Here is a 25,487-nt window from a genome sequence, read left to right as displayed (position 1 = left end):
GTTGGCTTACATTCGACGGCCCCCGCCTCGCCCCAGCAAGTGAACTCAAGCATTTCCAGCCCCGCCGCGCGCATCAAGCGTGTCCTGGTGATCCACTATTCGCAGACCGGCCAGCTCGGCAGCGTCGCCGAGCAGATCGTCGCGCCGCTCAGGGCCGATCCGGGGATTTCCGTGCACGTCGAAACCCTGCGCCCAGAGGCGGATTTCCCGTTTCCCTGGCCCTTCCTGACCTTCTTCGACGCGTTCCCGGAGTCGGCCCACATGAAGCCGCCGCCCTTGGCGCCGCTCTCGCTCACGGGCGACGAGCAGTTCGACCTGGTCATCCTGCCCTACCAGGTGTGGTTCCTGGCGCCGTCGCAGCCGGTCGTCGCCTTTCTCAAGCATCCGCTGGCCCGGCGCCTGCTCGAGGGCAAGCCGGTGGTCACGGTCATCGCCTGCCGCAACATGTGGCTGCTGGCCCACGAGAAGCTCAAGGGCCTGCTCGACGCAGTGGGCGCGCGCCTCATCGACAACGTGGTGCTCACCGATCCCGGCCCGACGCTGGCCACCTTCTTCACCACGCCGGCCTGGCTGATCTGGGGCCGCAAGCGCGGTTTCTGGGGCATGCCCGACGCGGGCCTGAGCGACGCACAGATCCGGGGCGCGGGCCGTTTCGGCCGGGCGCTGCGCGAGGCGCTGCACGGCGACCGGGAGCGCGGATCGCAGCCGCTGCTCGCGGGCCTGGGCGCGGTGCAGGCCGATGCGCGGCTCCTCATCAGCGAAAAGGCCGGCACGCGCAGCTTTTTCCTCTGGGGCAAGCTGATCATGGCGGCAGGCCGGCCCGGTGCCTGGCAGCGCAAGCCGCTGCTGCTGCTCTACGTGGTGTTCCTGCTCGTGCTCATTGTCACGGTCGTGCCGGTGAGCCTGAGCCTTCAGGCGCTGCTGCGGCCGCTGTTCAAGGGGTGGCTGACTAAAATGACAGCCAGCTTCGAACGCCCTTCGGGCTCGGCCACGGACCGTTCCCCCCCTCTATGACGACTGAAGTCTTCCTGACCCGCACCGCCGCCTTCCTGCCCTTTTCCCCGGTCAGCAATGAAGACATCGAAGACGTCCTCGGCCGCATCGGCGGCAAGGCGTCGCGCGCGCGGCGGCTGATTCTCCGCAGCAATGGCATCCAGTCGCGCCACTACGCCATCGACCGGGCCACCGGCCGGCTCGCCATGAGCAATGCGCAGCTCACCGCCTCGGCCATCCGGGCGCTCGGCGACATCGGCCCGGTGGACTGCCTCGTCACCGGCACCTCGCTGCCCGACCAGCTGATGCCCAACCACGCGGTGATGGTGCATGGCGAACTGGGCTGGCCGCGCCTCGAAGTGGTGGCTTGCGCGGGCATCTGCCTGGCGGGCACCACGGCGCTCAAGCACGCCTGGCTCTCGGTGCGCTCGGGCGATGCGCGGCGCGCGGTGGCCACCGGCTCGGAACTGGCCTCGGCCGTGATGCGCGGCTCCAGGTTCGAGGCCGAGCTCGAGCACAAGCTCCAGGCGCTCGAGGAGCGGCCCGAGCTCGCCTTCGAGAAGGACTTCCTGCGCTGGATGCTTTCCGACGGCGCCGGCGCGGTACTGCTCGAGCGCGAGCCGCGCGGCCCGCTGTCGCTGCGCGTGGAGTGGATCGACCTGTCTTCGGCCGCGCACGAGCTGCCGGTTTGCATGTACGCGGGGGCCGACAAGAATGCGGAGGGCGGGCTCGACGGCTGGGCCCGCACCGACCCCGAAGACTGGCGGCGCGAGTCCACCTTTGCGGTCAAGCAGGACGTGCGCCTGCTCAACGAGAACATCGTGCGCGCCACGCTGGGCGAGCCGCTCGCGGCCATCGTCGGGAAGCGCGGCCTGAAGGCGGCCGACGTCGACTGGTTCCTGCCGCACCTGTCGTCCGGCTATTTCGTCGAACCCGTGAGCCGCTGCCTCGAGCAGATGGGCTTTGCCATTCCGCGCGAGCGCTGGTTCAGCAATCTCGCGACCAAGGGCAACACCGGATCGGCGTCGCCCTACATCATGCTCGACGAACTGTTCCGCTCGGGCCGCATCAAGCCCGGCCACAAGCTGCTGATGTTCGTGCCCGAAAGCGGCCGCTTCTCGAGCGGCTTCATCTACATGGAAGCTGTGTGACATGGACCTCGACGCTGTTCCGCAGGAAGGCAACGCCACCCTCGACGGCCACGCCAAGCTCATGTACGCGCGCGATGCGCAGGGCCGCGTGGTCACCACCCGCTCGCGCGGCTGGGAGGCGGAGGAGATCGTCACCAGCCATGCGGTCGACGTGCTGGTCGAGCAGGCCCGGGACGCGAAGGAGCGCGCGGCCCGGGGGCTCGCGTCGCCGCTCGAATACTGGATGTACGAGCGCCGCATGGACGTGGCGCTGCTCTCGCAGACCAGCGGCTTCTGGCAATGGCGCGTGCGGCGCCACCTGAAGCCGAAGCACTTCGCGGCGCTGCCCGCGAAGCACCTGGCGCGCTATTCGGAGGCGCTGGGACTTCCCGTTTCCACCTTGCAGGGCCTGCCGTGAAATTCGAACACCAGCAAGCGGCGCATTGCGAAAGCGGCGTCATCTCGAACCTCATGCGCCACCACGGCGTGCCCATGACCGAGAGCATGGCGCTCGGCCTGTCGTCGGCGCTGTCCTTCGCCTACCTGCCGTTCATCAAGCTCTCGGGCCTGCCGCTCATCTCGTACCGCATGCCGCCCAAGGCCATCATCAAGGGCCTGCTGGCGCCGATGGCCGCGCGCTTTCGCTTCGAGACCTTCCGCAGCGCCGAGGCCGGCGCGCAGCGCCTCGATGCGCTGCTCGCGGGCGGGCAGATCGTGGGACTGCAGACCTCGGTCTACTGGCTGCCGTACTTTCCGCCGAACATGCGCTTCCACTTCAACGCGCACAACCTGCTGGTGTACGGCAAGGAGGGTGACGACTACCTGATCAGCGACCCGGTGTTCGAAGAGCCGGTGCGCTGCGCCAGCGCCGATCTTTCGCGTGCGCGCTTCGCCAAGGGCGTGCTCGCGCCCAAGGGCCTCATGTACTACCCGCAGGCCATCGAGCGCAAGACGGTCGATGCGGCGTCGGTGACCAAGGCGATCCGCAAGACGGTGCGCACCATGCTCGCGCCGATTCCCATCGTCGGCGTGCGCGGCATGCGCACGCTGGCCAGGCGCATGCAGAAGCTGCCGCCGTCCGATCCGCGCAGTGTCGACTTCATCGGCCATGTGGTGCGCATGCAGGAAGAAATCGGCACCGGCGGGGCGGGCTTCCGCTTCATCTACGCGGGTTTCCTGCAGGAGGCGGCGCAGCTGCTCGACAAGCCGCAGCTGCAGCAGATGTCCGAGCGGCTGATCGCCATCGGCGACGGCTGGCGAGCCTTCGCGCTCAAGGCCGCGCGCATGGTGAAGGGCCGGGAGCCGGTCGATCCCGCGGCGCTGGCCGGCAAGCTGCGCGAGCAGGCGCAGCAGGAAGAAACCTTCTTTCGCGACCTCAGGGCTGTTGTTGCTTGAGATGACGCATTGGCTTTCTGCTTGCCGCGCTGAGGGGCATTCGGGGCGCGCTCCCGCCGACGGGGTACCTTGCTCCGCGAATGTCCCCCGGCCTTCGGCCTCCTCCTTGATTTCGCTGCGCAAGGCACCCCATCAGCGGGAGCGTTGGACAGAGCGGTCGTTGATCAGCTGTGCACCCAGAGCGTGCCCAGGTGCACAGGGCATCGGGTGCTCCCCGCGGCGAAATAAAGGAGGAGGGGGCGCAGCCCCCGGGGGACATTCGCGGAGGGGAGTACCCGGTGGCCTGTGCACGCGCCCCGAACAAGAGCGCCAAGAACAACAGCGCCAAGAACAACAGCGCACAGCCCGATGCTGGAACTGAAGAACCTCGGCTACCGCTATCCGCACGCCGACGCGGCCGCGCTGGCCGACGTCTCGCTTGCGGTGCCCCGGGGCTGCGTGATGGGCCTGCTCGGCCCCAACGGCGCGGGCAAGACCACGCTGATCTCGCACCTCTCGGGGGCGCTCGCCGTGCAGTCGGGCGAGATCCGCATCGACGGCCAGCCGCTGCAGCAGGTGCGCGCCAAGGCACCCACGCGCATCGCGGTGGCGCCGCAGGACCAGGCCTTCTATCCGATGCTCACGGTGGCCGAGAACCTCGCTTGCTTCGCCGCGGCGGGCGGCCTCGCCGGCGCGCGCAAGAAGGCACGCATCGAGGCCTGCACGCGCTTTTCGCAGCTCGAACAGTTCGCCGGCGTGCGCGCCGAACGGCTCTCGGGCGGCCTCAAGCGCCGCCTCAACCTGGCCATCGCGCTGTTGCCCGAACCCGAGCTGATGCTGTTCGACGAGCCCACGGTGGGCGTCGATCCACAGTCGCGCGCCTTCATCCTTGACGCCATCAAGAGCCTGGCGCAGCAGGGCGCGGCGGTGATCTATGCCTCGCACTACATGGAAGAGATCGAGGCCATTGCCGACCGCGTGGCCATCCTCGACCATGGCCGCGTGCTGCGCGAAGGCTCGCTCGAGGAACTGCTGTCGAAGAGCGCCATGCTGCTCACGCTGGCGGCCGACGGGCTCGACGCGCAGAGGCTCTCGCGCTTTGGCACGGTGGAGCAGGGCGGCGTGCACTGGCGCATTCACCTGCGTGAAGGCACCGGGCCCGGTCCCGTGCTGCAGGCCCTGGAGGCCGAAGGCATCGAGGTGCGCCACGCCGAGTTCGGCCGCCACGACCTCGAGCAGCTCTTCATGGCGCTCACCCACCGCTCGCTGCGCGACTGAAGAACCACCATGCTCTTCGCGCTCATCAAGAAGGAACTGCTCGCGCTCGTGCGCGACATGCACGGGCTGGCGGCGCTGTTCCTGATGCCGATGGTCTTCATCGTGCTGATGTCGCTCACGCTGAAGGACATCTACCGGCCGCCGCTCGCGCAGCTGAGCTATGCGGTCGACCGGCGCGACACTGAAACGCCCGCGCAATGGCTGCAGCAGATCTGGCAGCGCAGCCATGGTGCGCCCAAGGCGCTCGACGCCGACTGGCAGGCGCAGTTGAAGAGCGGCGCGCTCAAGTACGTGATCGTGCTGGAGCCCGGCCTGTCGGCGGAGCTCGAATCGGCCGCGCTGTCGACCCAGGCCCACATCCGGCTGCTGACGGAACCGGGCATCGACGCCAACCTGTTCAACGCGCTGCGCGCCGAACTCGTCGGCGCGTCCGGCGAACTGAAGGCGCGCCTGGCGCTGGCGGTGCCCGGCACCTCGGGTCCGCCGCCGGGCGCATCGATCCAGGCGCTGGTGCAGGCCGAGCGCTTTGCCACCGCCGGGCCGCGGCCCACTTCGGTGCAGCAGAACGTGCCGGCATGGCTGGTGTTCGGCATGTTCTTCGTGGTTGCCTCGCTCTCCGGCCTGTTCGTGCAGGAACGCGGCTCGGGCGCGCTCGGCCGGCTGCGCAGCCTGGGCGTGTCGCGCGTCATGCTGCTGATGTCGAAGGCGCTGCCCTACCTGGGCGTCAACGCGCTGCAGGCCGTGCTGATGCTGGCCGCCGGCATCTGGCTGATGCCGCTGATCGGCGGCGACGCGCTTTCGCTCGCAGGCATCCATTGGGGCGCACTGGTGCTGGCGCTGGCGGCCGTGAGCCTGGCCGCGGTGGGCCTGTCGCTGGCACTGGCCTGCGCGGTGCGCAGCCATGCGCAGGCCGCCACCATCGGGCCGATGGTCAATGTGCTGATGGCGGCGGCAGGCGGCATCATGGTGCCCAAGTTCGTCATGCCGGGCTTCATGCAGCGGCTGGTCGAGATCTCGCCGATGAACTGGGGGCTGGAGGCGCTGCTCACCGTGCTGCTGCGCGGCGGCGGCGTGGCCGACACCCTGCCGCAGGTCGGCCGGCTCGTGCTGTTCGCGGCCGCCATGTTCCTTCTCGCTGTCTTTCTGTTTCGCAGGCGCGCATCGTGACCCACTCCCATTCCGCTGAATTCATCGCCAGCCTGAAGGCCATGGTGCTCGAGGCCGTCGAAAAGGACGCACCGCCGGGCGGCCTCGGCGACGACGAGCCGCTGTTCGGGCCCGAGGCCCGGCTCGACCTCGATTCGCTCGATGCGCTGCAGGTGTCGATGACGATCCAGCAGCGCTTCGGCGTGCGCATGCCCGACAGCAAGGAAACGCGCCGCGCGCTTACCTCCATCGCCCACCTGGCCGACCACCTGGTGCAAGCGGGAAAAGCATGAGCGCAGCGGGCGTGTACCTTGCCGGCATGGGCCTGGCCTGCACGCTGGGCAACGATCTTTCTTCCTCCGTGGCCACCCTGGCGCGCGGCGGCGTACGGCCCGTGCCGGTCGCTGTCTCGGAAGGCGTGCAGTGGCCGGTCCACATGTTGCCGCCGCAGGAAGGCGACTGGCGGCAGCGGCTCACGCGCGTCGTGCGCGGCGTGGCCGCACAGGCGTACGAAGGAACGGCGGCAGTGCGGTCCGGTCCGCTCTTCGTCGCATCGTCCTCGCTGGACATCGGCGTCATGGAACACACGGTGCAGGATCTGCGGCTCGGCGGCGATCTGCAGGACTTTGCCGGCCTGGTGGCCGGCGCGCTCGACTGGAAGGGGCCGGTCTTCACCATCTCCACGGCCTGCACCTCGGCGCTCAACGCGGTGCTCGCGGCCCGCGATCTCATCCGAAGCGGGCAGGCCGACGAGGCGCTGGTGATCGGCGCCGAGTTGGGCAACCGCTTCACGGTGGCCGGCTTCGGCGCGATGCAACTGCTCTCGCCCGACGGCGCGCGGCCTTTCGGCGCTGGCCGCAACGGGCTGGTGCTCGGCGAGGCGGTGGCCGCATTGCGCCTCGGCTCGCGCGCGGCGCGCTGGCGCATTGCGGGCGGGGCCAACGTGGTCGACGGACGCAATCCCTCGGGCACCGAAGCCAGCGCGGTGGTTGCCATGTGCCATCAAGCCCTGGCGCAGAGCGGGCTGCGGCCGCAGGACATCGGCCTGGTCAAGGTGCAGGCCGCGGGCAGCCCGGCCAACGATGCGGTCGAGGCGCTGGCATTGAAGCAGGTCTTCGATCCGCTGCCGCCGCTGGTGTCGCTCAAGTCGGCGATCGGCCACACGCTGGGCGCCTCGGGTGCCGCCGAGCTGGCCTTGCTCGTTGGCTGCATCGAAGCCGGCGTGTGGCCGTCGGCGGGCTATGCCATCGACGATGAACTCGGCATTGCCCTGAGCACGCGGGCGCCTGCCGGGCTGCGCAACATCCTGCTCAACGTGGTCGGGTTCGGCGGCGGGCACGCCTCGCTGGTGCTGGAGGATGGCCGATGAACGCCGGTTCCGACCCCGCATGGCGCACCGTCGCCCACTTCGCGGCCGATCCGCTGCCTGCGGACTGGCGCGACCAACTCGCGCACCGGCTCGGCCGGCGGCCGCGGCGTGTCGGCCTCTGGACCGAACTCGCGATGTTCGGGGCCCGGCAGTGCCTCGACGCCGCGGGCGAGGCGGCCTTGCCCGCGGGGGCCCGCCTGCGCGTATCGAGCCTGCGCGGCGCCTGGGGCGCGACGCATGCGGGCCTGGCGCAGCTCGACGCCGGCATGCTGATGCCATTCACCTTCATGCAGGGCCAGCCCGCGCTGATGCTGGCGGAGGTGGGGCGGTGCCTCGAATGGCAGGGCGACGCGAGCTTTGCGCTGTGCCGCGATCCACAGCAACTGCTGCAGCTCTCGAAGCTGGGCGCCGCAAGCGCCGGCTTGCTGGTCGGCGTGGTGGAAGAGGAGCGCAACGGCGAGAGGCCGCGCTCCGAATGGTGGCGTCTGGTGCCGGCCTGAAGCACCTGGAGGCCGCCTGCAGGCGCGGACTCAGGCCAGCGCTGCGATCGACCTTGCCAGGTTGGCACGGGCCCTTGCCTCCAGCAGCGCGTGCACTCGCGGCGTGGCGTAGATCGCCTCCCGCGCGAGAAAACGCTGCAGGATCGCGCGGCGCCGCGGCCGGCGCACCTCGTCGGGCACGAAGGCATATTCGGCATGCACCTGCCGTTCGTATTCGTCGAAACGCGCGGGGTCCGCGCCGAGGATCGACAGATCGATGTCGACCAGCAGTTCGGCGTCGCGGCCTTCGGGCACGGCATCGTGGCGCGTGGCCATCACGAGGGCATGCACGCGTTGGGCGGCGTCGGCCGGTACGTCGGCCGAGAGCATGGCGCCGCGCGCCCAATCGGCGCTGCGTGCCTCGTTGTCGTGCGCATGCACGTCGTAGACCGCGTCGTGGAACCACAGCGCGAGCGCCACTTCGCCGGGGTGCTCGGCCGCTTCCTTCTCGCGCTCGAACCAGGCCAGGCATTCACCGAGGTGCTGCAGCGTGTGGTAGTGGCGCTGCGGCTCGCCGTAGCGGCGCTGCAGCTCGATGCACAGCGCCTCGTCGGCAGCCGCCACGCCCAGCGCGCGCCAGGCGGCGTTCCAGTTGTCCCGCAGTGCCTCGGGCGCCATCGGGCTATTGCTCCATGGCGGCCTTGACCTCCTGGCCGAGGTCGAGCACCGACATCGCGTAGTAGCTGCTCCAGTTGTAGCGCGTGATCACGTAGAAGTTGCGCGTGCCGGCCACATAGGTCGGCGCTGCGTCGGCGCCGTTCTGCAGTTCGATCAGCGCGAGCAGGCCCTTGTGGCGCAGGCCCTCGCCTTCGGGAATCGCACCGGCCGCCACGAAGCTGTCGGCGCTGAAGCTCGGCAGGATGTCGGGCGCCAGCAGCAGCGCCTTCTTGAGGCGGGCCTCCTCGAAGTGCACGGGGTAGGTCGCGGGCATGCCGGGCGTCCAGCCGAAGGCCTTGAAGTAGCTGGCCACCGAGCCGACCACGTCGGCGGGGTTGTCGACCAGGTCGATGCGGCCGTCGCCGTCGAAGTCGATGGCGTACTTGGCGATGCTGCTGGGCATGAACTGCGGCATGCCCATGGCGCCCGCATAACTGCCCACGGGCAGCAGGGGGTTGTCAGAAGTGCGGCTTTCGGTGCTCAGGAAGCTCTCGAGCTCGCCGCGGAAGAAGGCTTCGCGCTCGGCCGCGCGCGGATGGGCCTGCGGAAAGTCGAACGACAGCGTGGCCAGTGCATCGATCACGCGGAAGTTGCCCATGTTGCGGCCGTAGATGGTTTCCACGCCGATGATGCCCACGATGATCTCGGCCGGCACCCCGTACATCGCTTCCGCGCGCGCGAGCGTGTCGGCATTGCTGCGCCAGAAGCGCACGCCGGCGGCGATGCGCGTCGCGTCGATGAAGCGGCTGCGATAGGCCTGCCAGTTCTTCACCGTGCCGGCCGGGCCCGGCAGCATCAGGCGCGGCACGTTCGGCAAAAAGCGCGCGCTGCCGATGGTGGCGCGCACCCATTCGCGGTCGAGGCCGCGGCGCTCGGCCACTTCGTCGGCAAAGCGCATGGCGTCGTCGCGCGTGGCGTAGGGGGTGCTGCCGGCCACGGTTTTCACGCTGCGGGCGCTGGGTGCTTTCTGGGCCTGCGCGGCCATGGACCCTGCGCAGCAGGCGGCGAGGAGGGCGACGGCGGCGGCGCGGCGCGGCGCGGGAAGAAAAGATCGCATGGAGCCGATTGTGCCGTCCGCGCGAGCCCGCCTTGGCGGGACGCATGCGGTTTCAGCGCCGGGGATTCGGCGCAACGGGCCAGTCCAGGCGCCGGAACTCGGCCCGCAGGGCCGCGAGCGAAGCCGGGGAGGCCGGGGCGTAGCGCTGGGCTTCCAGCTTCAACAGCCATTCGTGCACGGCCTGTGCCGACGGGCCGAAGCGTGCGTCGGCCTGCGCGGCCATCTGGCGCGGCGGCGCGGTGTCGGGCAGCTGGAGGCCGGCCTTGGCGAGGCGCGCGCGTGCCTGGCCGAGCAGGCGCAGCCAGGGGTCGTGCTGGCTGCGCTCCCACAAGGTCCATGCCGCGCCGGCAAGGCTCGCCCCCACCAGCAGGTAGAGCAGCACGTAGGCCAGGTCCTCGAGGCTGGGCGCGTTGAAGCCGATGGTCTTGAGCAGGTTGAGCTGGCGGCTTTGCGTGTAGTTGAGCACCCACTGGTTCCAGCTGTTGTTCACCGCCTCCCAGGCAGCGCGCAGGTTCTGTGCCAGCGTGGGGCTCATCGCGCCGATGGCGCCGGCGAACAGGCCCGGCTGGGGCACGAGCCGCTGCAGCTGGCCGACCCGGCCCGGCGACACCGCGCCCGTGGGGTCGACGCGCACCCAGCCCGTGCCGTCCTCCCAGACCTCGGCCCAGGCGTGCGCATCGCTCTGGCGCAGCACCCAGTAGTTGTCGACGCCGTTGAGTTCGCCGCCCTGGTAGCCGGTCACGATGCGCGCCGGAATGCCCGCCCCGCGCATCAGCACCACGAAGGCCGAGGCGATGTGTTCGCAGAAGCCTTCCTTGCGGTCGAACCAGAACTCGTCGGCCGTCTCGTTGCCGTAGAAGCCGGGCTCCAGCGTGTAGGTGTAGCCGCCGGTGCGCAGCCGCTGCAGTGCGGCGCGGATGAAGGCCTGCGTGCCGGCGTTGGCCAGCGCGGGCTGGGCGCGCATTTCGGCGGCGAGGGCGGCGGTGCGCGGGTTCGATCCGGGCGGCAGGGCGAGATAGGGCCGCAGCGCGGCTGTCTGCCGCACCGGACCGCTGTGGAACTGCGTGTAGCTTTCGGCGCGGTAGCGCACGAGATCGGAGATGGGACGGTTCACGAGCCATTGCAGGTCGGGCGTGCCCGTGACCTCGAGGCCGGGCGCCTGCGGTGCGCTCTGCGCCGCATCGAGCGTGAGCAGCCAGGGGCGGTGGTTGGGCTCGAGCGTGACTTCGTAGCGCACCGGCTGGCCGCTGGTGCGCAGGTTGCCCGATGGCGGCGCGCCGCGCGCCCAGGACGGCAGTGCCGTCCATTCGCGCCCGTCGAACTGCGCGAGCACCGGGCCGCGGAAGTACAGCTGGCTTTGGGGCGGCGCGCGGTTGTCCTCGAACTTGATGCGCGCCGCAATGCTGTCGTCGAGCGCCAGTTCGGCAATGGCGCCCACGCGCATGGTGTTCGACAGGCCCGTGCGCCCGGCCATCGCATCGCCGGGCGTGCCCCACAGCGGCGCGAAGCGCGGAAACAGCAGGAACAGCGCGAGCATGATCGGTGCGCCCGCCAGGGCCATCCAGCTGGCGGTGCGCGCGGCCTGCATCAGTGGCGGCCTGCCCACCGGCATGTGCGCATTGACCAGCGCGGTGAGCAGGCCCAGCAGCGCAAGCAGCATGGTGACCGCGGTCATCAGCGACTGCGAGTAGAAGAAGTTCGTGAGCATCGCGAAGAAGCCCAGGAAGAAGATGACGAAGGCGTCCCGGCGCGCACGCAGCTCCAGCGTCTTGAGCGCCAGCAGGATCACGATCAGCGTCACCCCTGCGTCGCGCCCCAGCAGGGTGCGGTGGGTGGCGAAGGTGGCGGCCAGCGTCAGCGCCAGCAGGCCCACGCGCGCCCACTTGCCCGGCAGCGGGCGGGCCTCCACGGCGAGCGTGCTGCGCCACACCAGCACCATTGCCGTGATGGCGGTGCACCACCAGGGCAGGTTTCCGACCTGCGGCAGGACGATGAGCGCGATGACTGCCAGCAGGAACAGCGTGTCCCGCGCGTCCCTTGGCAGCGCCGAGATCTCGCGCATGAACTTGTTCATGCGCGCTGCTCCAGGCCTGAAGAAGAGCGAGCGGCGTTCGGGTTCAACATAGCGCCAGCGCCTCCAGGCAGGCTCTTCGGTGGGCTTCGCCCTGCGACGGCTGCAACACGCGCGCGGCCACGCGGATGCCGTAGTCCACGCCCAGGCGGTCCGCCATCAGCACCCAGGCGCAGAGCCGCGACACCCGGGCCTCGGTGTCGGCCAGCTGGGTGGCCTGGGCATCGAGCCACAGTTCTTCGCGCTGCGTCTGCTGCGTGTCGCGGCTCACCAGGTCTTCGGAGCCGGTGGCTTGCGCGCGGGCTGCCTTCTTCCAGACCACGAGCTTGAGCGGATCGCCGCGCCGGTAGGCCCTGAGGCCGTCGTATTCGCCGGCGGCCTGGGGGCGCAGGGCGGCCGACGTGGCGGTCGGGCCCGACAGCGGCTCGCCCGGCGGCAGCGGCGGCGGATGCGCCTCTGGCGCGGGATAGACCAGCATCTTCGCGGCCGGCCGCCACACCGTCCAGACGCGGAAGGTGCCGAGCGGAAAGCGCGTTTCGGCGGTGAGCGCGGGCACCGGGTGGAGCCCGCGCCGCTCGGGCTTGAATGCGATCTCGACCGTGGCGCTGCCCTCGGCCGGGACGTCGGTCCAGGCCCACTGGCCGCTGCCGCGCACGGCCATGCCGATGCCGTAGCGCACGCTGCGCCGCGTGTTGTGCAGCACGACGCGAAAAACCGCCGCCGCGCCCGCATAGTGCGCTTCGGGCGGCATCATGTGCATGGCCAGGCCGCGCAGCGTGGCATGGCACACGTGCATGCCGACGGCCACGCTGCCCGCGAGCAGGAAGGTCAGCAGGTAGCCGAGGTTGAGCTGGTAGTTGATCGACGCGATCAGCAGCACCAGCAGCGTGGCGCCCAGCGTCCAGCCGGCGCGCGTGGGCACGATGTAGACGTTGCGCTGCGTGAGCTCCAGCGTGTCCGAAGGCGGCCGGCGCGACAGGAACCAGCCGTCGATGCGCGAGCGTAGCGACGCGATCATCGGCGGCCGGCGGGCGTGCTCGTTTTTTTCACGGCAGCGGCACGTCAGCGATCATCGCGCGCACCTGCTCCACCGCGCCCCGGCCCGCGTCGCCCACCGGGGTGAGCCGGTGCGCAATGGTCTGCGGAAGGATCGACTGCACGTCGTCCGGTGCAACGTAGTTGCGGTTGGCCAGCAGCGCCTGCGCCTTGGCGGCGCGCAGCACGGCAATGCCGGCACGCGGCGAGAGGCCCTGCAGGAACCAGCGGCCGGAACGCGTGGCGGCAATCAGGTCCTGCACGTAGTTCAGCAGCGGCTCGGCCGCATGCACCTGCTGCACGCGCTGCTGCAGCGCCGTGAGCTCGCCGGCGGTCAGGAGTGCGGGCAGAGTGGCCAGCATTTCCCGGCGGTCGGCGCCGGAGAGCAGCTCGCGCTCTGCGGCGCGGTCGGGGTAGCCCAGCGAGATGCGCATGAGGAAGCGGTCGAGCTGCGATTCGGGCAGCGCGAAGGTGCCGAGCTGGTCCTGCGGGTTCTGCGTGGCAATCACGAAGAAGGGCGTGGGCAGCGGCCGCGTCTCGCCTTCGATGGTGACCTGCTTTTCTTCCATGGCCTCGAGCAGCGCGCTCTGCGTCTTGGGGCTGGCGCGGTTGATTTCGTCCGCCAGCAGCACTTGCGCGAAGATCGGCCCGGGGTGGAAGACGAAGGCCTGCTGGCCCCGGTCGTAGATGGCCACGCCCGAGAGGTCGCCCGGCATCAGGTCGGCGGTGAACTGCACGCGCGAGAACTGCAGCCCGAAGGTGTGCGAAAGCGCATGGGCGAGGGTGGTCTTGCCGACCCCCGGCACATCCTCGATCAGCAGGTGACCGCCTGCCAGCAGGCAGGCCACGCAGTCGCGCACCTGGGGCTCCTTGCCCACGATCACCGTGTTAAGCTGACTCAGCAAAGTGGCAAGCTTCGCAGCAACGTCCATATTTGTATCCATATGCAAACGATACCGTAAGACTGCGCGGCCCCATGCCGTGTGAGGTCTAGATACGACAGAGACACGGCAAAGACATGGGCAAGACCGGCTACTTCACACATCGCGATTGCTGGAAGCACGACATGGGCCGGGGCCATCCCGAATGTCCCGAGCGGCTCGATGCCATCGAAGACAGGCTGCTGCTCACCGGCGTGGGCGATGCCCTCGAACACCGCGACGTGCCGCTGGCCACCCTGGCCCAGATCACGCGCGCGCACAGCGAGGCGCATCTCGAACACCTCGAATCGTTGCACCAGCGCCTGGTGGCCGACGAGCCGGCCGGCGGCCCCCGCCATGCGCAGCTCGATCCCGACACCATTCTGAACCGCTTCACCCTGCTGGCCGCGCGCCGCGCCGCCGGCGCCGCCATTGCCGCCACCGATGCGGTGATGGCGGGCGAGATCGACAACGCGTTCTGCTCGGTGCGCCCGCCCGGACACCACGCCTGCCGCGAGCAGGCCATGGGCTTCTGCTTCCTCAACAACGTGGCCATTGCGGCGCGGCATGCGCTCGAGGTGCACGGCCTGGAGCGCGTGGCCATCGTCGATTTCGACGTGCACCATGGCAACGGCACCGAGAACATCCTGTCGAACGATCCGCGCGTGCTGATGGTGGGCTTCTTCCAGCATCCGTTCTATCCGTACAGCGGCACCGAGCACCCGGCCTCGAACATGCTCAACCTGCCGATCCCGGCCTACACCAGGGGCATGGATGTGCGCGAGCTGATCGAGGCCGCCTGGATGCCCCGGCTCGAGGAATTTGCGCCCGAGATGGTCTTCGTGAGCGCGGGCTTCGACGCCCACCGCGAGGACGACCTCGGCCAGCTCGGCCTCACCGAGAACGACTTCGCCTGGATCACGGGCCGCATCCGGGACGTCGCCCGGCGCCATGCGAACGGCCGCATCGTCTCGATGCTCGAAGGGGGCTACAACCTGGACGCCCTCGCGCGCAGCGTCGAAGCCCATGTCCGTGTCCTTGCCGATCTGTAGAGCCGCCGGCGCGAACACCGCGCCATGTTTTCCCAAGAGATGAATTTCAACGATTTCACACAACGCCTGGGCCAGGTCGACGCGCGCGGCCTGGGCATCGAGTTGGCGGCACTGGTCGCCTGCGTGGCCATCGCCTGGGTGGTCACCCGCTGGTTCGGTCGCGACCAGCCGAAGGATTCCATCTGGTTCGGCGAGCGCACCTTCGACGGGCTCCTGTTCCCGCTGCTGGCGCTGGTCTTCGCCGAACTGGCCCGGCGCCTGGTGAGCGGCTACCAGCCCGTGCTGGTGCTGCGCATCGGGGTCTCGGTGTTCCTGTCGCTGGCGGTCATCCGGCTGTTCGCGCGCGTGATGCGGGCGGTCTTTCCCACCTCCAACCTGGTCCGGCTGCTGGAGCGCACGATCTCGTGGCTGGCCTGGATTGCCGCCATCCTCTGGATCGTCGGGCTGCTGCCGCCGGTGCTGGCCGAGCTCGACGACATCACGCTGGCCTTCGGCAAGACGCGCGTCAGCCTGCAGACCATCGTCCAGGGCGTGCTGTCGGCCGGGCTGGTGCTGGTGATCGCGCTGTGGATCGCCGCCACCATCGAGAAGCGCATCCTGCGCGAGGCCGTGACCGATCTCTCGATGCGCAAGGTGGCGTCGAACGCGGTGCGCGCCTTCCTGCTGCTGGTGGGCCTGCTTTTCGCGCTGTCGGCGGTGGGGGTCGACCTCACGGCGCTCTCGGTGCTGGGCGGCGCGCTGGGCGTGGGCCTGGGCTTCGGCCTGCAGAAGCTGGCGGCCAACTACGTGAGCGGCTTCGTGATCCTGCTGGAGCGCTCCATCCGCATCGGCGACAACGTCAAGGTCGACACCTTCGAGGGCCGCATCACCGACATCAAGACCCGCTACACGCTCATCCGTGCGGGGAACGGACGCGAGGCCATCGTGCCGAACGAGTCGCTCATCACCAGCCGCGTCGAGAACCTCTCGATGGCGGACCGCAAGTTCAACATCAACACCACCATCGTGGTGGGCTACGACAGCGACGTGGCGCAGGTGCAGTCCATCCTGTGTGGGGCGGCCAAGGCCCAGGCCCGCGTGATGACCGACCCGGCGCCCGTGGCCTTCCTGATGAACTTTGCGCCCGACGGACTGGAGTTCACCCTGAACTTCTGGGTGGCCGACCCCGACAAGGGCAAGGACAACCTGCGCTCGGCCATCAACATCGCCGTTCTCGAGGGCCTGCGCAGCGCGGGCGTAGACATTCCGTATCCGCAGCGCGTGCTGCGGGTGGAGTCGCTGCCGCCGGGCATTTCCGCCACGCGCGAGGCTGCCGTATAATCACGAAAAAGCACGGTCGTTCTTTTTTGTTGCACCGCGGTGCCAGTCGCCATGGGCGCAGGTGCGGCAAAGGCCGGCCCCTAAAATGACCGGTTGCCCTCGAAGCCCCCTTTTTGCAATCCCAATGGAGTCAAGTCAATGAAGGTTCTAGTGCCTGTCAAACGGGTCGTCGATTACAACGTCAAGGTGCGCGTGAAGAGCGACGGCACCGGAGTGGACATTGCCAACGTCAAGATGAGCATGAACCCCTTCGACGAGATCGCGGTGGAAGAAGCCGTGCGCCTGAAGGAAAAGGGCGTGGTCACCGAAGTCATCGCCGTCTCCTGCGGCGACGCCAAGTGCCAGGAAACCCTGCGCACCGCCATGGCCATCGGCGCCGACCGCGGCATCCTGGTCGAGACCACCGAGGAGCTGCAACCCCTGGCCGTGGCCAAGCTCCTGAAGGCCCTGGTCGACAAGGAACAGCCCCAACTGATCATCCTCGGCAAGCAGGCCATCGACGACGACGCCAACCAGACCGGCCAGATGCTCGCCGCGCTGGCCGACCTGCCGCAAGCCACCTTCGCCTCCAAGGTCGAAGTGGCGGGCGACAAGGCCACCGTCACGCGCGAAGTCGACGGCGGCCTGGAAACCATCCAGCTGAGCCTGCCGGCGGTCATCACCACCGACCTGCGTCTGAACGAGCCGCGCTACGTCACCCTGCCCAACATCATGAAGGCCAAGAAGAAGCAGCTCGACACCTTCAAGCCCGAAGACCTGGGCGTGGACGTGAAGCCGCGCCTGAAGACCCTCAAGGTCAGCGAGCCGCCCAAGCGCGGCGCCGGCATCAAGGTGCCCGATGTTGCAACGCTGGTGGACAAACTGAAGAACGAAGCGAAGGTGATCTGAACATGACCGCACTTGTTATTGCCGAACACGACCACGCGACCGTCAAGCCCGCGACCCTCAACACCGTGACCGCAGCGCTCGCCTGCGGCGGCGACGTGCACGTGCTCGTGGCCGGTGCCAATGCCGCCGAAGCCGGCAAGGCCGCCGCGCAGATCGCGGGCGTCAGCAAAGTCATCGTGGCCGACAGCGCCAGCCTGGCCGAGAACCTGGCCGAGAACGTCGCCGCCCAGGTGCTCGCCATCGCCGGCAACTACAGCCACATCCTGTTCCCCTCGACCGCCAACGGCAAGAACGTTGCCCCGCGCGTGGCTGCCAAGCTCGACGTGGCGCAGATCTCCGACATCACGCTGGTGGTCAGTCCCGACACCTTCGAGCGCCCGATCTACGCCGGCAACGCCATCGCCACCGTGCAGAGCAGTGACGCCACCAAGGTGATCACCGTGCGCACCACCGGCTTCGACGCCGCGGCCGCAACGGGCGGTAGTGCAACCGTCGAAACCGCCGAAGGCGTGGCCGACAGCGGCAAGTCGAGCTTCGTGGGCCGCGAGGTCACCAAGAGCGACCGCCCCGAACTCACCGCCGCCAAGATCATCGTCTCGGGCGGCCGGGCGCTGGGCAGCGCCGAGAAGTTCACCGAAGTGATGACGCCGCTGGCCGACAAGCTCAACGCCGGCCTGGGCGCCAGCCGCGCCGCGGTGGATGCGGGCTACGCCCCCAACGACTGGCAGGTGGGCCAGACCGGCAAGATCGTCGCGCCGCAGCTGTACATCGCCGCCGGCATCTCGGGCGCCATCCAGCATCTGGCCGGCATGAAGGACTCCAAGGTGATCGTGGCGATCAACAAGGACGAAGAGGCGCCGATCTTCAGCGTGGCCGACTATGGCCTCGTGGCCGACCTGTTCACGGCAGTGCCGGAACTGGTGAAGGCGCTCTGACGCGATTGCCGCACTGAGCCGGAGGGCATCGTTCGCGATGCCCTTTTCGTATCCGCTGTATCTGGAGACAAGACATGAGCTACACCGCCCCCCTCAAGGACATGCTGTTCGACATCGAGCACCTGGCCAGCATCGGCGAGATCGCCAGGCTGCCGGGCTTCGAGGACGCCGGCCTCGAAACCGCGCAGGCCGTGCTCGAGGAATGCGCGCGCTTCAACCAGGATGTGATCGCGCCGCTGAACATCGAGGGCGACCGCAACCCCTCGTCCTTCAAGGACGGCCAGGTCGCGACCACGCCGGGCTTCAAGGAAGCCTTTGCGCAATACGTGTCGGGCGGCTGGCAGGGCCTGCAGCATCCGGCGGATTTCGGCGGACAGGGCCTGCCCAAGACCATCGGCGCGGCCTGTGGCGAAATGCTCAACTCGGCCAACATGAGCTTCGCGCTGTGCCCGCTCCTGAGCGACGGCGCCATCGAGGCGCTGCTCACGGCCGGCTCCGACGAGCTCAAGGCGGTGTATCTCGAAAAGCTGGTGAGCGGGCAGTGGACCGGCACCATGAACCTCACCGAGCCGCAGGCCGGCAGCGACCTGGCGCTGGTGCGCAGCCGCGCCGAGCCGCAGCCCGACGGCACCTACAAGGTGTTCGGTACCAAGATCTTCATCACCTACGGTGAGCACGACATGGCCGAGAACATCGTGCACCTGGTGCTCGCCCGCGTGACCGGCGCGCCCGAAGGCGTGAAGGGCATCAGCCTGTTCGTGGTGCCCAAGTTCCTCGTCGGCAAGGACGGGGCGCTCGGTAAACGCAACGACGTGCACTGCGTGAGCATCGAGCACAAGATGGGCATCAAGGCCAGCCCCACCGCCGTGCTGCAGTATGGCGACGGCACGGCGGCGAGCATTGCAGACAGCGCCGGACCCGGCGCTGTGGGCTACCTCGTGGGCCAGGAGAACCGCGGCCTCGAGTACATGTTCATCATGATGAACTCGGCCCGCTATGCCGTGGGCATGCAGGGCATCGCGATTGCCGAGCGTGCCTACCAGCACGCCGTGGCCTACGCCAAAGACCGCGTGCAGAGCCGCCCGGTCGACGGGTCGATGAACGCGAGCGCGCCCATCATCCACCACCCCGACGTCAAGCGCATGCTGATGACCATGCGCGCCTACACCGAGGGCTGCCGCGCCATGGCCTCGGTGGCTGCCGCCGCCTACGACGCCGCGCACCATCACCCGGATGCCGAGGCGCGCAAGCAGAACCAGGCCTTCTACGAATTCATGGTGCCGCTGGTGAAGGGCTACAGCACCGAGATGAGCCTGGAAGTGACCTCGCTCGGCGTGCAGGTGCATGGCGGCATGGGCTTCATCGAGGAGACCGGCGCGGCGCAGTATTACCGCGATGCCAAGATCCTCACGATCTACGAAGGCACCACCGCCATCCAGGCCAACGACCTCGTGGGCCGCAAGACCGCGCGCGACGGCGGCCAGACCGCCAAGGCGATTGCGGCGCAGATCGAGAGGACCGAGGTCGAGTTGGCCAAGAGCAGCAGCGCCGCCGCGGCCGCTGTCCTCAAGCGCCTGAAGGCCGCGCGCGAGGCCTTCGTGGAAGTGGTCGACTTTGTCGCGGGCCAGACCAAGGCATCGCCCAACGCGGTGTTCGCGGGCAGCGTGCCGTACCTGATGCTCGCGGGCAACCTCGTGGCCGGCTGGCAGCTGGCGCGCTCGCTGATCATTGCGGAAGACCTGGCGTCGCACAGCGTCGACGTGGACTTCATGCAGGCCAAGATCGCGACCGCGCGCTTCTATGCGGAGCACATCCTCGCCAAGGTGCCGGGCATTCGCGACAGCATCGTGGACGGCGCGGAAAGCGTCACGGCACTGGCGCTCGACGCCTTCTGACCCACGGCCCGTGTCGCCCATCTGACGGGCGATGCAGGCCTTTCTCTTATATAAAACCGAATCCCATCCCCGGAGAAGACATGTCCAAGCTGCCCCCTGTGCTCGCGAACCTGCCGCTGCCGATCATCGGCTCGCCGCTGTTCATCATCAGCAACCCCAAGCTCGTGATCGCGCAGTGCAAGGCCGGCGTGGTCGGCTCGATGCCGGCGCTCAATGCCCGCCCCGCGGCGCAGCTCGAAGACTGGCTGGCCGAGATCACCGAGGAGCTCGCGGCCTACAACAAGGCCAATCCGGACAAGCCCGCCGCGCCGTTCGCCATCAACCAGATCGTGCACAAGAGCAACGACCGGCTCGAGCACGACATGGAAATGGTCGTGAAGTACAAGGTGCCGATCGTCATCACCTCGCTGGGTGCGCGCACCGACGTGAACGATGCGGTGCACAGCTACGGCGGCGTCACGCTGCACGACATCATCAACAACAAGTTCGCGCAAAAGGCGATCGAGAAGGGCGCCGACGGCATCATTGCCGTGGCGGCCGGCGCCGGCGGCCATGCGGGCGTGAAGAGCCCGTTCGCGCTGGTGCAGGAAATCCGCCAGTGGTTCGACGGCCCCATTGCGCTGTCGGGCTCCATCGCCACCGGCGGCGCGGTGCTCGCGGCGCAGGCCATGGGTGCCGACTTCGCCTACATCGGCACCGCCTTCATCGCCACCGAGGAAGCACGCGCCAGCGACGAGTACAAGCAGGCCATCGTCGAGGGCACCTCCGACGACATCGTCTATTCGAGCCTGTTCACCGGTGTGCACGGCAACTACCTGGCGCCCAGCATCGTCAAGGCCGGCATGGACCCGGCCAACCTGCCCGAAGGCGACGTCAAGACCATGAACTTCGGCGGCGGCGAGGGTAGCAAGGCCAAGGCCTGGAAAGACATCTGGGGCTCGGGCCAGGGCATCGGCGCCGTGACCGAAGTGGCCAGCGCCGCGGCCTTCATTGAAAAGCTCAAGCGCGAATACCAGCAGGCAAGGCAGCGGCTCGCACTTTGAGCGGCGCGCGCAATCCCGCGCCTGCCGCAGGGTCCGCGCAGCGCGGGCGGATGCCGCTGCTCGACATCGCCAAGGGCATGGCCTGCGCGGTGATCGTCGGGCACCACCTGTCGCGCTACGGCACGATGCCGGCGGGCGCCTTTCCCCTGGCGCCGGGCTTGCTGGGCTGGCTGGCCGATGACGGCCGGCTCGCGGTGCAGGTCTTCCTAGTGATTGCCGGCTTTCTTGCGGCGGCCAGCCTGGCGCCCGACGGCGTGCTGCGCGTCGACCGGCCAATGGCGCGCATCCTGCAGCGCTACGGCCGTCTCGTCATGCCCTACCTGGCGGCGCTCACGGTGTGCGTGCTGGTGGCGGCGCTCGTGCGGCCCTGGATGCTCGGCGACGACGTGCCGGCGTCGCCGAGCATCGGCCAACTGCTCGCGCACGGATTGCTGATGCAGGACCTGCTGGGCTACGAGGCGCTGTCCACGGGCGTCTGGTACGTGGCCATCGACTTCCAGCTGTTCGTGCTGGCGCTCACGCTCATGGGGCTTCCCGCCATGCTGCGGCGGGCGCCGGTGCCGGCCGCGGCGGTCTCGCGCGAGCGCTGGATTCCCGTGGCGCTGGTGCTGGCGGTGGCCACCACCTCGCTCGCGCTCTTCAACCGCAATGCCGATCTCGACGACACGGCGTTCTATTTCTTCGGCGCCTACGGGCTCGGCATGCTGGCCTTCTGGATCGGACGCGCTACGCGAACCAGTACCTGGCGCAGTGCCGTCGTGCTGCTGGCGCTGACCGGCGCGGGCGCACTTGCCATCGACTGGCGCAGCCGCATCGCCATCGCCCTCGTGAGCGCGTTGCTGATTGCCGTTGCCCAGCGGCGGGGCTGGCTCTCGCTCGGGCGCTGGCCCGATGCGGCCATGCCCCTGCAGCGGCTGGGCCGCATCTCGTACTCGCTGTTCCTCATCCACTTTCCGGTGCTGCTGGCCACCAACGCGGTGGCGGCGCAGATGGGGCCGCATGCCGGCTGGATCGATGCGCTGGGCATGGCCGCCACCTTCGGGCTTTCCGTGGGCGCCGCGCTGCTGCTGTACCGCGGGGTCGAGGTGCGGCCGGCGTCATGGCGCGCGGTGGCGGCATTGTTCGCGGCGCTGCTGGTCAGCGGAATGCTCGTCTCGTCCTGACCTGAGCCGCCCTGTGCCGGCAACGCAGGGCGCCGGCCGTTTTCACTGAAATGGTTGCAAGAGGCCGCCGAAGCCGTCACGCTCCGGCTGCTTCATGGGTTTTTCGTCTTTGGTAAGATTGCGAATATTCAGTAAATACTGAAAATACAAAATATCAAGGAATGATCAAGCATCCTCCGCCACGGCTGCCGCTGCAGGTTTCTTCGCTGCCGGATGCCGCAAGCCTCGTGCAAGGCGTGGCGGCGCTCATGTGGATTCCGCAGGCGGCGCTCCTGGCCGTGGCCGTGCAGGGGCTGGCCTTGGGGCAGGGGATCTCGGCGGTGCAATGGCCGGCCTGCGGCATCCTGCTGCTGGGCGTACTGCGGGCCGTTTGCGAGGCATGGGGCGCACGGCGCATCTTCGGGCACGCCAGGGGGCAGCTCTCGGCGCTGCGCGCCCAGACCGCCCTGGCGCTGGCGGCCGGTTCTCCGCTGGACCGCGAGCGCGCCGCGTCCGGGCGCGCGGCCAGCGTGCTGGCCGAACAGGCGGAAGCGCTGGTGCCGTATCTCGTGCGCTACCGGCCCGCACGCTGGCGCGCGACGGTGGTTCCGGTCGTCATCCTGGCGGTTGTGGCCAGCCTTTCGTGGGTGGCGGCGGTCGTGCTGCTGGTTGCCGCCCCGCTCATCCCGCTTTTCATGGCCATCGTCGGCTGGCGCGCCAAGGCCGCGAGCGAGGCGCAGATGGTCGAGATGGGCGGCATGAATGCCTTCCTGCTCGACCGCTTGCGCGGACTGGCCACGCTGCGCGCGCTCGATGCGGTGGATGCCGCCGCCGAGCGGCTCGCGCAGGCGGCAGAGGCGCTGCGGGAACGGACCATGGCGGTGCTGCGCATCGCCTTTCTCTCGTCGGCGGTGCTGGAGCTTTTCTCGGCGCTGGGCGTGGCCATGGTGGCGGCCTACGTCGGCTTCCACCTGCTGGGCACCTTGGGCTTCGGTGCCTGGGGGCGGCAATTGAGCCTGGGGGAAGGGCTGTTCATCCTGCTGCTCGCGCCGGCGTTCTTCGAACCGCTGCGCGAACTCTCGGCGGTCTGGCACGACCGCGCGGCCGGCGAGGCGGCACTGCAGGCGCTCGACGCGCTGCAAAGGCGCGCATTGCCCCTGCCTGGGGCGCAGGCGCCGGTCGCCAGTGCTGCGACAGGCGCGGCCCGCGCAGGCTCCGCACCCGCCGTCCTGATCCGCGACCTGCATTTCGCCTGGCCGGGCGAGGAGCGCAAGGTCTTCGATGGCCTGGACCTGCGCATTGCGGCCGGCGAGCACGTGGCGCTCACGGGCGCGAGCGGCACGGGCAAGACGGCGCTGCTGTCGCTGCTGGCGGGGTTGCTGCCAGCCGCGCACGGCGAAATCTCGATCGGCGGCGTGCCGTTGTCCGACCGCACTGTGGGTGCGCTGCGCCAGCGCATCGCCTGGATGGGGCAGAAGCCGCATGTGTTCGCGGGCTCGGTCGAGTCCAATGTCGCGCTCGGGCGCGCGGGCGTGGGCACCTCGCAGGTTGCGGCGGCGATGCGCTTCGCCTCCCTCGAGACGGTGGCGCAGGCGCATCCGGGCGTGGCGCTGGGCGAGGGCGGCATCGGCCTGTCGGGCGGCGAGGCGGTGCGCCTGGCGCTGGCGCGCATCGCGGTCCATCCGCATGCCGACCTGCTGCTGGTGGACGAGCCGACCGCCCACCTCGACACCGAAACCGCCGGCCAGGTGGCCGATGCGCTGCTGGCCCTGGCGCGTGGAAAGACCCTGGTCGTCGCCACGCACGACCCGGTGCTGGCGGCGCGCATGAACCGCTTGATCCGCCTCGACGCCGAGCCGGCCGATGCAGCCTTGGAGCGCGCCGCATGAGTGCACCAATGAGCACCCGCAGCGGCTGGCGCGACCTCCGGCTGGTGCTGCGGCCGTTCCTGGCGACGCGGCCCCGCGCGCTGGTGTGGGGCGGCCTGCTGGCGGCAGTCACCGGGCTGGCCGGCATGGCCCTGCTCGGCCTGTCGGGCTGGTTCATCACCGCAACGGCGCTCGCGGGCCTGCATGCGGCCACGGCCTTCACCTTCGACGTGTTCATGCCTTCGGCCGGCATCCGGCTGCTGGCGCTGGGACGCACCGCATCGCGCTACGGCGAGCGCCTGGTCACGCACGACGCAACCTTCGGCGTGCTTGCGGCATTGCGCGTGCGCCTGTTCCGCGGCTGGGCACGCCCCGGCGCGGCGCTCGAACTGGCGATGCGGCCGTCCCGGCTGCTGTTCCGGCTGACTTCCGACATCGATGCGCTGGAGTCGCTCTACCTGCGGCTGCTCGTGCCCGCCGCCGCGGCGCTGGGAGCGGCGCTGCTCGCGGGTGTGGTGCTCGGGTTCATGCATGCCGGCGTGGGGCTCGCGCTGCTGCTGTGGCTGGTGGCCGCCGGCTGGGGCCTGGCATTGTTCATCGCGCGGCGCGCCCGGCGTCCGGCGGTGCGCCGCGCGCATGGCATCGAGGCGCTGCGGGCGCGCACCGTCGACCTCGTCGCGGGCCAGACCGACCTGGTGATGGCGGGGCGCGCCGATGCGCAGCGCGAAGCGCTGATGAAGGCCGACGCGCACCTGGCCAGGGCCGAACTCGCGCTGAACAGGCTCGAGACGTCGGCCGGCGCGGCCTACGGCGTGGCCGGCACGCTGACGCTGGTGGGCGTGCTGCTGGCGGTGGGTGTGCTCGTGGGCGAGGGCGCCATCGGCGCGCCTGCCGCGGCGCTCGGGCTGCTGGTGGCGCTGACGGCCACGGAGCCGTTCGCGGCCCTGCGGCGCGGAGCGCTCGATGCCGGCCGCACCTGGCTCGCGGTCCGGCGCCTCGCACCGCGCATGGCGCTTGACGAGGTGCGGCCAGGCGTCGCCGCTGTCGAATCCGGCGCGGCTTGCGCAGTGAGCCTGTTCCACCTGAGCGCGGCGCACGCCGGCAGCGGCATTGCTGCGCTGAACGATGTCTCGCTGGCCATCGCGCCGGGCGAGCGGGTGGCGCTCGTCGGCGCGAGCGGCGCGGGCAAGTCGACGCTGCTCGCGGTGATCGCCGGAGAAATCGCGCCGCTGGCCGGCGGCGTCAGCGCACAGCCGGCCTGCCTGCTGACCCAACGCACCGAGCTCTTTCAGGACAACCTGCGCGACAACCTCCGGCTCGCCGATCCCACCGCGGACGACGCCCGCCTGTGGAGCGCACTGCAATCGGCCGGCCTTGCGGGCGATGTGTGCTCCTTCCCCGCCGGACTCGATACCGCGCTGGGCGAAGGCGGCCTGGGCCTTTCAGGCGGGCAGTCGCGCCGGCTCGCTCTGGCGCGGCTGCTGCTGCGCCCGGTGCCGCTGTGGCTGCTCGACGAGCCCACCGAGGCGCTGGACGCCGCCGTCGCGCACGACGTGCTGCAGCGTCTGTCCAGAGAGGCCGGACCGCGCACGCTGCTGATCGCCACGCACCTGCGGCGCGAGGCAGCACTGGCCGACCGCCTGGTATGCATGCGCCACGGCCGCATCGTTGCCGAACTGCGGCGCGGCAGCCCCGCCTTCGACGCCGCGCTGAACGCGCTGCGGCCCGACTGAACCGACCGAAGCCAAAGACCGAAACAGGGAACACAAAGGAAG

23 protein-coding genes are annotated in these 25,487 nt (G+C 69.5%); 18 read left to right on the top strand and 5 right to left on the bottom strand.

Features of this window, described 5'->3' with window-relative positions:
- Positions 1–39: 39 nt before the first annotated feature.
- From EJO66_RS27215 to EJO66_RS27175, 9 genes are all read left to right on the top strand, one after another.
- Complete coding sequence (locus tag EJO66_RS27215) at positions 40–1,014, top strand: dialkylrecorsinol condensing enzyme (RefSeq protein WP_164547922.1); 975 nt, start codon at positions 40–42, stop codon at positions 1,012–1,014.
- Positions 1,011–2,144 (top strand): beta-ketoacyl-ACP synthase III, encoded by a 1,134-nt coding sequence (locus tag EJO66_RS27210; protein ID WP_124961114.1) that lies wholly within the window; start codon positions 1,011–1,013, stop codon positions 2,142–2,144. The genes EJO66_RS27215 and EJO66_RS27210 overlap by 4 nt, the downstream gene beginning before the upstream one ends.
- A gap of 1 nt (position 2,145) precedes the next feature.
- The gene (locus EJO66_RS27205) at positions 2,146–2,541 is read left to right on the top strand and encodes a DarG family dialkylresorcinol biosynthesis protein (RefSeq protein WP_124961115.1); all 396 of its coding nucleotides are present in this window, start codon (positions 2,146–2,148) and stop codon (positions 2,539–2,541) included.
- Entirely contained in the window at positions 2,538–3,518 is a 981-nt protein-coding gene (gene darH / locus EJO66_RS27200; RefSeq protein WP_124961116.1) for a BtrH-related acyltransferase DarH, read from the top strand. The genes EJO66_RS27205 and darH overlap by 4 nt, the downstream gene beginning before the upstream one ends.
- A 348-nt stretch (positions 3,519–3,866) precedes the next feature.
- On the top strand, positions 3,867–4,775 hold the full coding sequence (locus tag EJO66_RS27195) for an ABC transporter ATP-binding protein (protein WP_124961117.1): 909 nt from the start codon (positions 3,867–3,869) through the stop codon (positions 4,773–4,775).
- Between the two features lie 9 nt (positions 4,776–4,784).
- Positions 4,785–5,942 (top strand): ABC transporter permease, encoded by a 1,158-nt coding sequence (locus tag EJO66_RS27190; RefSeq protein ID WP_125966657.1) that lies wholly within the window; start codon positions 4,785–4,787, stop codon positions 5,940–5,942.
- On the top strand, positions 5,936–6,214 hold the full coding sequence (locus EJO66_RS27185; protein WP_124961133.1) for an acyl carrier protein: 279 nt from the start codon (positions 5,936–5,938) through the stop codon (positions 6,212–6,214). The genes EJO66_RS27190 and EJO66_RS27185 overlap by 7 nt, the downstream gene beginning before the upstream one ends.
- Positions 6,211–7,290 (top strand): beta-ketoacyl synthase N-terminal-like domain-containing protein, encoded by a 1,080-nt coding sequence (locus EJO66_RS27180; RefSeq protein ID WP_125966656.1) that lies wholly within the window; start codon positions 6,211–6,213, stop codon positions 7,288–7,290. The genes EJO66_RS27185 and EJO66_RS27180 overlap by 4 nt, the downstream gene beginning before the upstream one ends.
- Positions 7,287–7,790, top strand: coding sequence for a hypothetical protein (locus tag EJO66_RS27175; RefSeq protein WP_124961120.1), 504 nt, complete (start codon positions 7,287–7,289; stop codon positions 7,788–7,790). Before EJO66_RS27180 ends, EJO66_RS27175 begins: the two co-directional genes overlap by 4 nt.
- A 30-nt stretch (positions 7,791–7,820) precedes the next feature.
- On the opposite strand, the gene EJO66_RS27170 is transcribed toward EJO66_RS27175, so the two are convergent.
- From EJO66_RS27170 to EJO66_RS27150, 5 genes are read right to left on the bottom strand one after another with little or no spacing between them, the layout of a single operon-like run.
- Positions 7,821–8,447, bottom strand: coding sequence for an HD domain-containing protein (locus EJO66_RS27170; RefSeq protein ID WP_124961121.1), 627 nt, complete (start codon positions 8,445–8,447; stop codon positions 7,821–7,823).
- A gap of 4 nt (positions 8,448–8,451) precedes the next feature.
- Positions 8,452–9,543: a lytic murein transglycosylase B gene (gene mltB / locus EJO66_RS27165; protein WP_124961122.1), complete on the bottom strand. Its 1,092-nt coding sequence runs from the start codon at positions 9,541–9,543 to the stop codon at positions 8,452–8,454.
- A 52-nt stretch (positions 9,544–9,595) separates the two neighbouring features.
- Positions 9,596–11,617, bottom strand: a complete 2,022-nt coding sequence (locus tag EJO66_RS27160; RefSeq protein WP_125966655.1) for a transglutaminase TgpA family protein — start codon at positions 11,615–11,617, stop codon at positions 9,596–9,598.
- Between the two features lie 43 nt (positions 11,618–11,660).
- Positions 11,661–12,632 (bottom strand): DUF58 domain-containing protein, encoded by a 972-nt coding sequence (locus EJO66_RS27155; RefSeq protein WP_125966654.1) that lies wholly within the window; start codon positions 12,630–12,632, stop codon positions 11,661–11,663.
- A 28-nt stretch (positions 12,633–12,660) separates the two neighbouring features.
- The gene (locus EJO66_RS27150) at positions 12,661–13,581 is read right to left on the bottom strand and encodes an AAA family ATPase (RefSeq protein WP_012748474.1); all 921 of its coding nucleotides are present in this window, start codon (positions 13,579–13,581) and stop codon (positions 12,661–12,663) included.
- Between the two features lie 86 nt (positions 13,582–13,667).
- On the opposite strand from EJO66_RS27150, the gene EJO66_RS27145 reads away from it, so the two are divergent.
- The 9 genes from EJO66_RS27145 (at position 13,668) to EJO66_RS27105 (ending at position 25,445) form a co-directional block, all read left to right on the top strand.
- Positions 13,668–14,621: a histone deacetylase family protein gene (locus EJO66_RS27145; protein WP_124961125.1), complete on the top strand. Its 954-nt coding sequence runs from the start codon at positions 13,668–13,670 to the stop codon at positions 14,619–14,621.
- Between the two features lie 39 nt (positions 14,622–14,660).
- On the top strand, positions 14,661–15,941 hold the full coding sequence (locus EJO66_RS27140) for a mechanosensitive ion channel family protein (RefSeq protein WP_124961126.1): 1,281 nt from the start codon (positions 14,661–14,663) through the stop codon (positions 15,939–15,941).
- A 138-nt stretch (positions 15,942–16,079) separates the two neighbouring features.
- A complete protein-coding gene (locus tag EJO66_RS27135; protein WP_124961127.1) occupies positions 16,080–16,829 on the top strand; it encodes an electron transfer flavoprotein subunit beta/FixA family protein in 750 nt (249 codons plus the stop codon).
- A gap of 2 nt (positions 16,830–16,831) precedes the next feature.
- A complete protein-coding gene (locus EJO66_RS27130) occupies positions 16,832–17,764 on the top strand; it encodes an electron transfer flavoprotein subunit alpha/FixB family protein (RefSeq protein ID WP_125966653.1) in 933 nt (310 codons plus the stop codon).
- Positions 17,765–17,838: 74 nt separating this feature from the next.
- Complete coding sequence (locus EJO66_RS27125) at positions 17,839–19,659, top strand: acyl-CoA dehydrogenase (RefSeq protein WP_125966652.1); 1,821 nt, start codon at positions 17,839–17,841, stop codon at positions 19,657–19,659.
- An 80-nt stretch (positions 19,660–19,739) separates the two neighbouring features.
- Entirely contained in the window at positions 19,740–20,702 is a 963-nt protein-coding gene (locus EJO66_RS27120) for an NAD(P)H-dependent flavin oxidoreductase (protein WP_124962207.1), read from the top strand.
- A 50-nt stretch (positions 20,703–20,752) separates the two neighbouring features.
- Positions 20,753–21,865 carry an acyltransferase family protein gene (locus tag EJO66_RS27115; protein WP_125966651.1) on the top strand — a complete coding sequence of 371 codons (1,113 nt, stop codon included), beginning with the start codon at positions 20,753–20,755 and terminating at the stop codon, positions 21,863–21,865.
- Between the two features lie 161 nt (positions 21,866–22,026).
- On the top strand, positions 22,027–23,733 hold the full coding sequence (cydD, locus tag EJO66_RS27110; protein ID WP_125966650.1) for a thiol reductant ABC exporter subunit CydD: 1,707 nt from the start codon (positions 22,027–22,029) through the stop codon (positions 23,731–23,733).
- Positions 23,734–23,741: 8 nt separating this feature from the next.
- A complete protein-coding gene (locus EJO66_RS27105) occupies positions 23,742–25,445 on the top strand; it encodes an amino acid ABC transporter ATP-binding/permease protein (protein WP_125966649.1) in 1,704 nt (567 codons plus the stop codon).
- Positions 25,446–25,487 lie beyond the last annotated feature (42 nt).

It is taken from the genome of Variovorax beijingensis, assembly GCF_003951285.1.
In the GTDB taxonomy this organism is placed as follows: Bacteria; Pseudomonadota; Gammaproteobacteria; order Burkholderiales; family Burkholderiaceae_C; genus Variovorax; species Variovorax beijingensis.
Note: the sequence above shows the minus strand (reverse complement) of the source record. Positions and strands in the feature narration are given on the sequence as shown.

Excerpts from the sequence above, each read along its gene's own strand:
- mltB (WP_124961122.1), bottom strand. The coding sequence starts at position 9,543 with ATGCGATCTTTTCTTCCCGCGCCGCGCCGCGCCGCCGCCGTCGCCCTC.
- EJO66_RS27205 (WP_124961115.1), top strand. The coding sequence starts at position 2,146 with ATGGACCTCGACGCTGTTCCGCAGGAAGGCAACGCCACCCTCGACGGC.
- EJO66_RS27130 (WP_125966653.1), top strand. The coding sequence starts at position 16,832 with ATGACCGCACTTGTTATTGCCGAACACGACCACGCGACCGTCAAGCCC.
- EJO66_RS27155 (WP_125966654.1), bottom strand. The coding sequence starts at position 12,632 with ATGATCGCGTCGCTACGCTCGCGCATCGACGGCTGGTTCCTGTCGCGC.
- EJO66_RS27150 (WP_012748474.1), bottom strand. The coding sequence starts at position 13,581 with ATGGACGTTGCTGCGAAGCTTGCCACTTTGCTGAGTCAGCTTAACACG.
- EJO66_RS27145 (WP_124961125.1), top strand. The coding sequence starts at position 13,668 with ATGGGCAAGACCGGCTACTTCACACATCGCGATTGCTGGAAGCACGAC.
- EJO66_RS27175 (WP_124961120.1), top strand. The coding sequence starts at position 7,287 with ATGAACGCCGGTTCCGACCCCGCATGGCGCACCGTCGCCCACTTCGCG.
- EJO66_RS27160 (WP_125966655.1), bottom strand. The coding sequence starts at position 11,617 with ATGAACAAGTTCATGCGCGAGATCTCGGCGCTGCCAAGGGACGCGCGG.
- EJO66_RS27115 (WP_125966651.1), top strand. The coding sequence starts at position 20,753 with ATGCCGCTGCTCGACATCGCCAAGGGCATGGCCTGCGCGGTGATCGTC.
- EJO66_RS27190 (WP_125966657.1), top strand. The coding sequence starts at position 4,785 with ATGCTCTTCGCGCTCATCAAGAAGGAACTGCTCGCGCTCGTGCGCGAC.
- EJO66_RS27135 (WP_124961127.1), top strand. The coding sequence starts at position 16,080 with ATGAAGGTTCTAGTGCCTGTCAAACGGGTCGTCGATTACAACGTCAAG.
- EJO66_RS27210 (WP_124961114.1), top strand. The coding sequence starts at position 1,011 with ATGACGACTGAAGTCTTCCTGACCCGCACCGCCGCCTTCCTGCCCTTT.
- EJO66_RS27105 (WP_125966649.1), top strand. The coding sequence starts at position 23,742 with ATGAGCACCCGCAGCGGCTGGCGCGACCTCCGGCTGGTGCTGCGGCCG.
- EJO66_RS27180 (WP_125966656.1), top strand. The coding sequence starts at position 6,211 with ATGAGCGCAGCGGGCGTGTACCTTGCCGGCATGGGCCTGGCCTGCACG.
- EJO66_RS27125 (WP_125966652.1), top strand. The coding sequence starts at position 17,839 with ATGAGCTACACCGCCCCCCTCAAGGACATGCTGTTCGACATCGAGCAC.
- EJO66_RS27170 (WP_124961121.1), bottom strand. The coding sequence starts at position 8,447 with ATGGCGCCCGAGGCACTGCGGGACAACTGGAACGCCGCCTGGCGCGCG.
- cydD (WP_125966650.1), top strand. The coding sequence starts at position 22,027 with ATGATCAAGCATCCTCCGCCACGGCTGCCGCTGCAGGTTTCTTCGCTG.
- EJO66_RS27195 (WP_124961117.1), top strand. The coding sequence starts at position 3,867 with ATGCTGGAACTGAAGAACCTCGGCTACCGCTATCCGCACGCCGACGCG.
- EJO66_RS27140 (WP_124961126.1), top strand. The coding sequence starts at position 14,661 with ATGAATTTCAACGATTTCACACAACGCCTGGGCCAGGTCGACGCGCGC.
- EJO66_RS27120 (WP_124962207.1), top strand. The coding sequence starts at position 19,740 with ATGTCCAAGCTGCCCCCTGTGCTCGCGAACCTGCCGCTGCCGATCATC.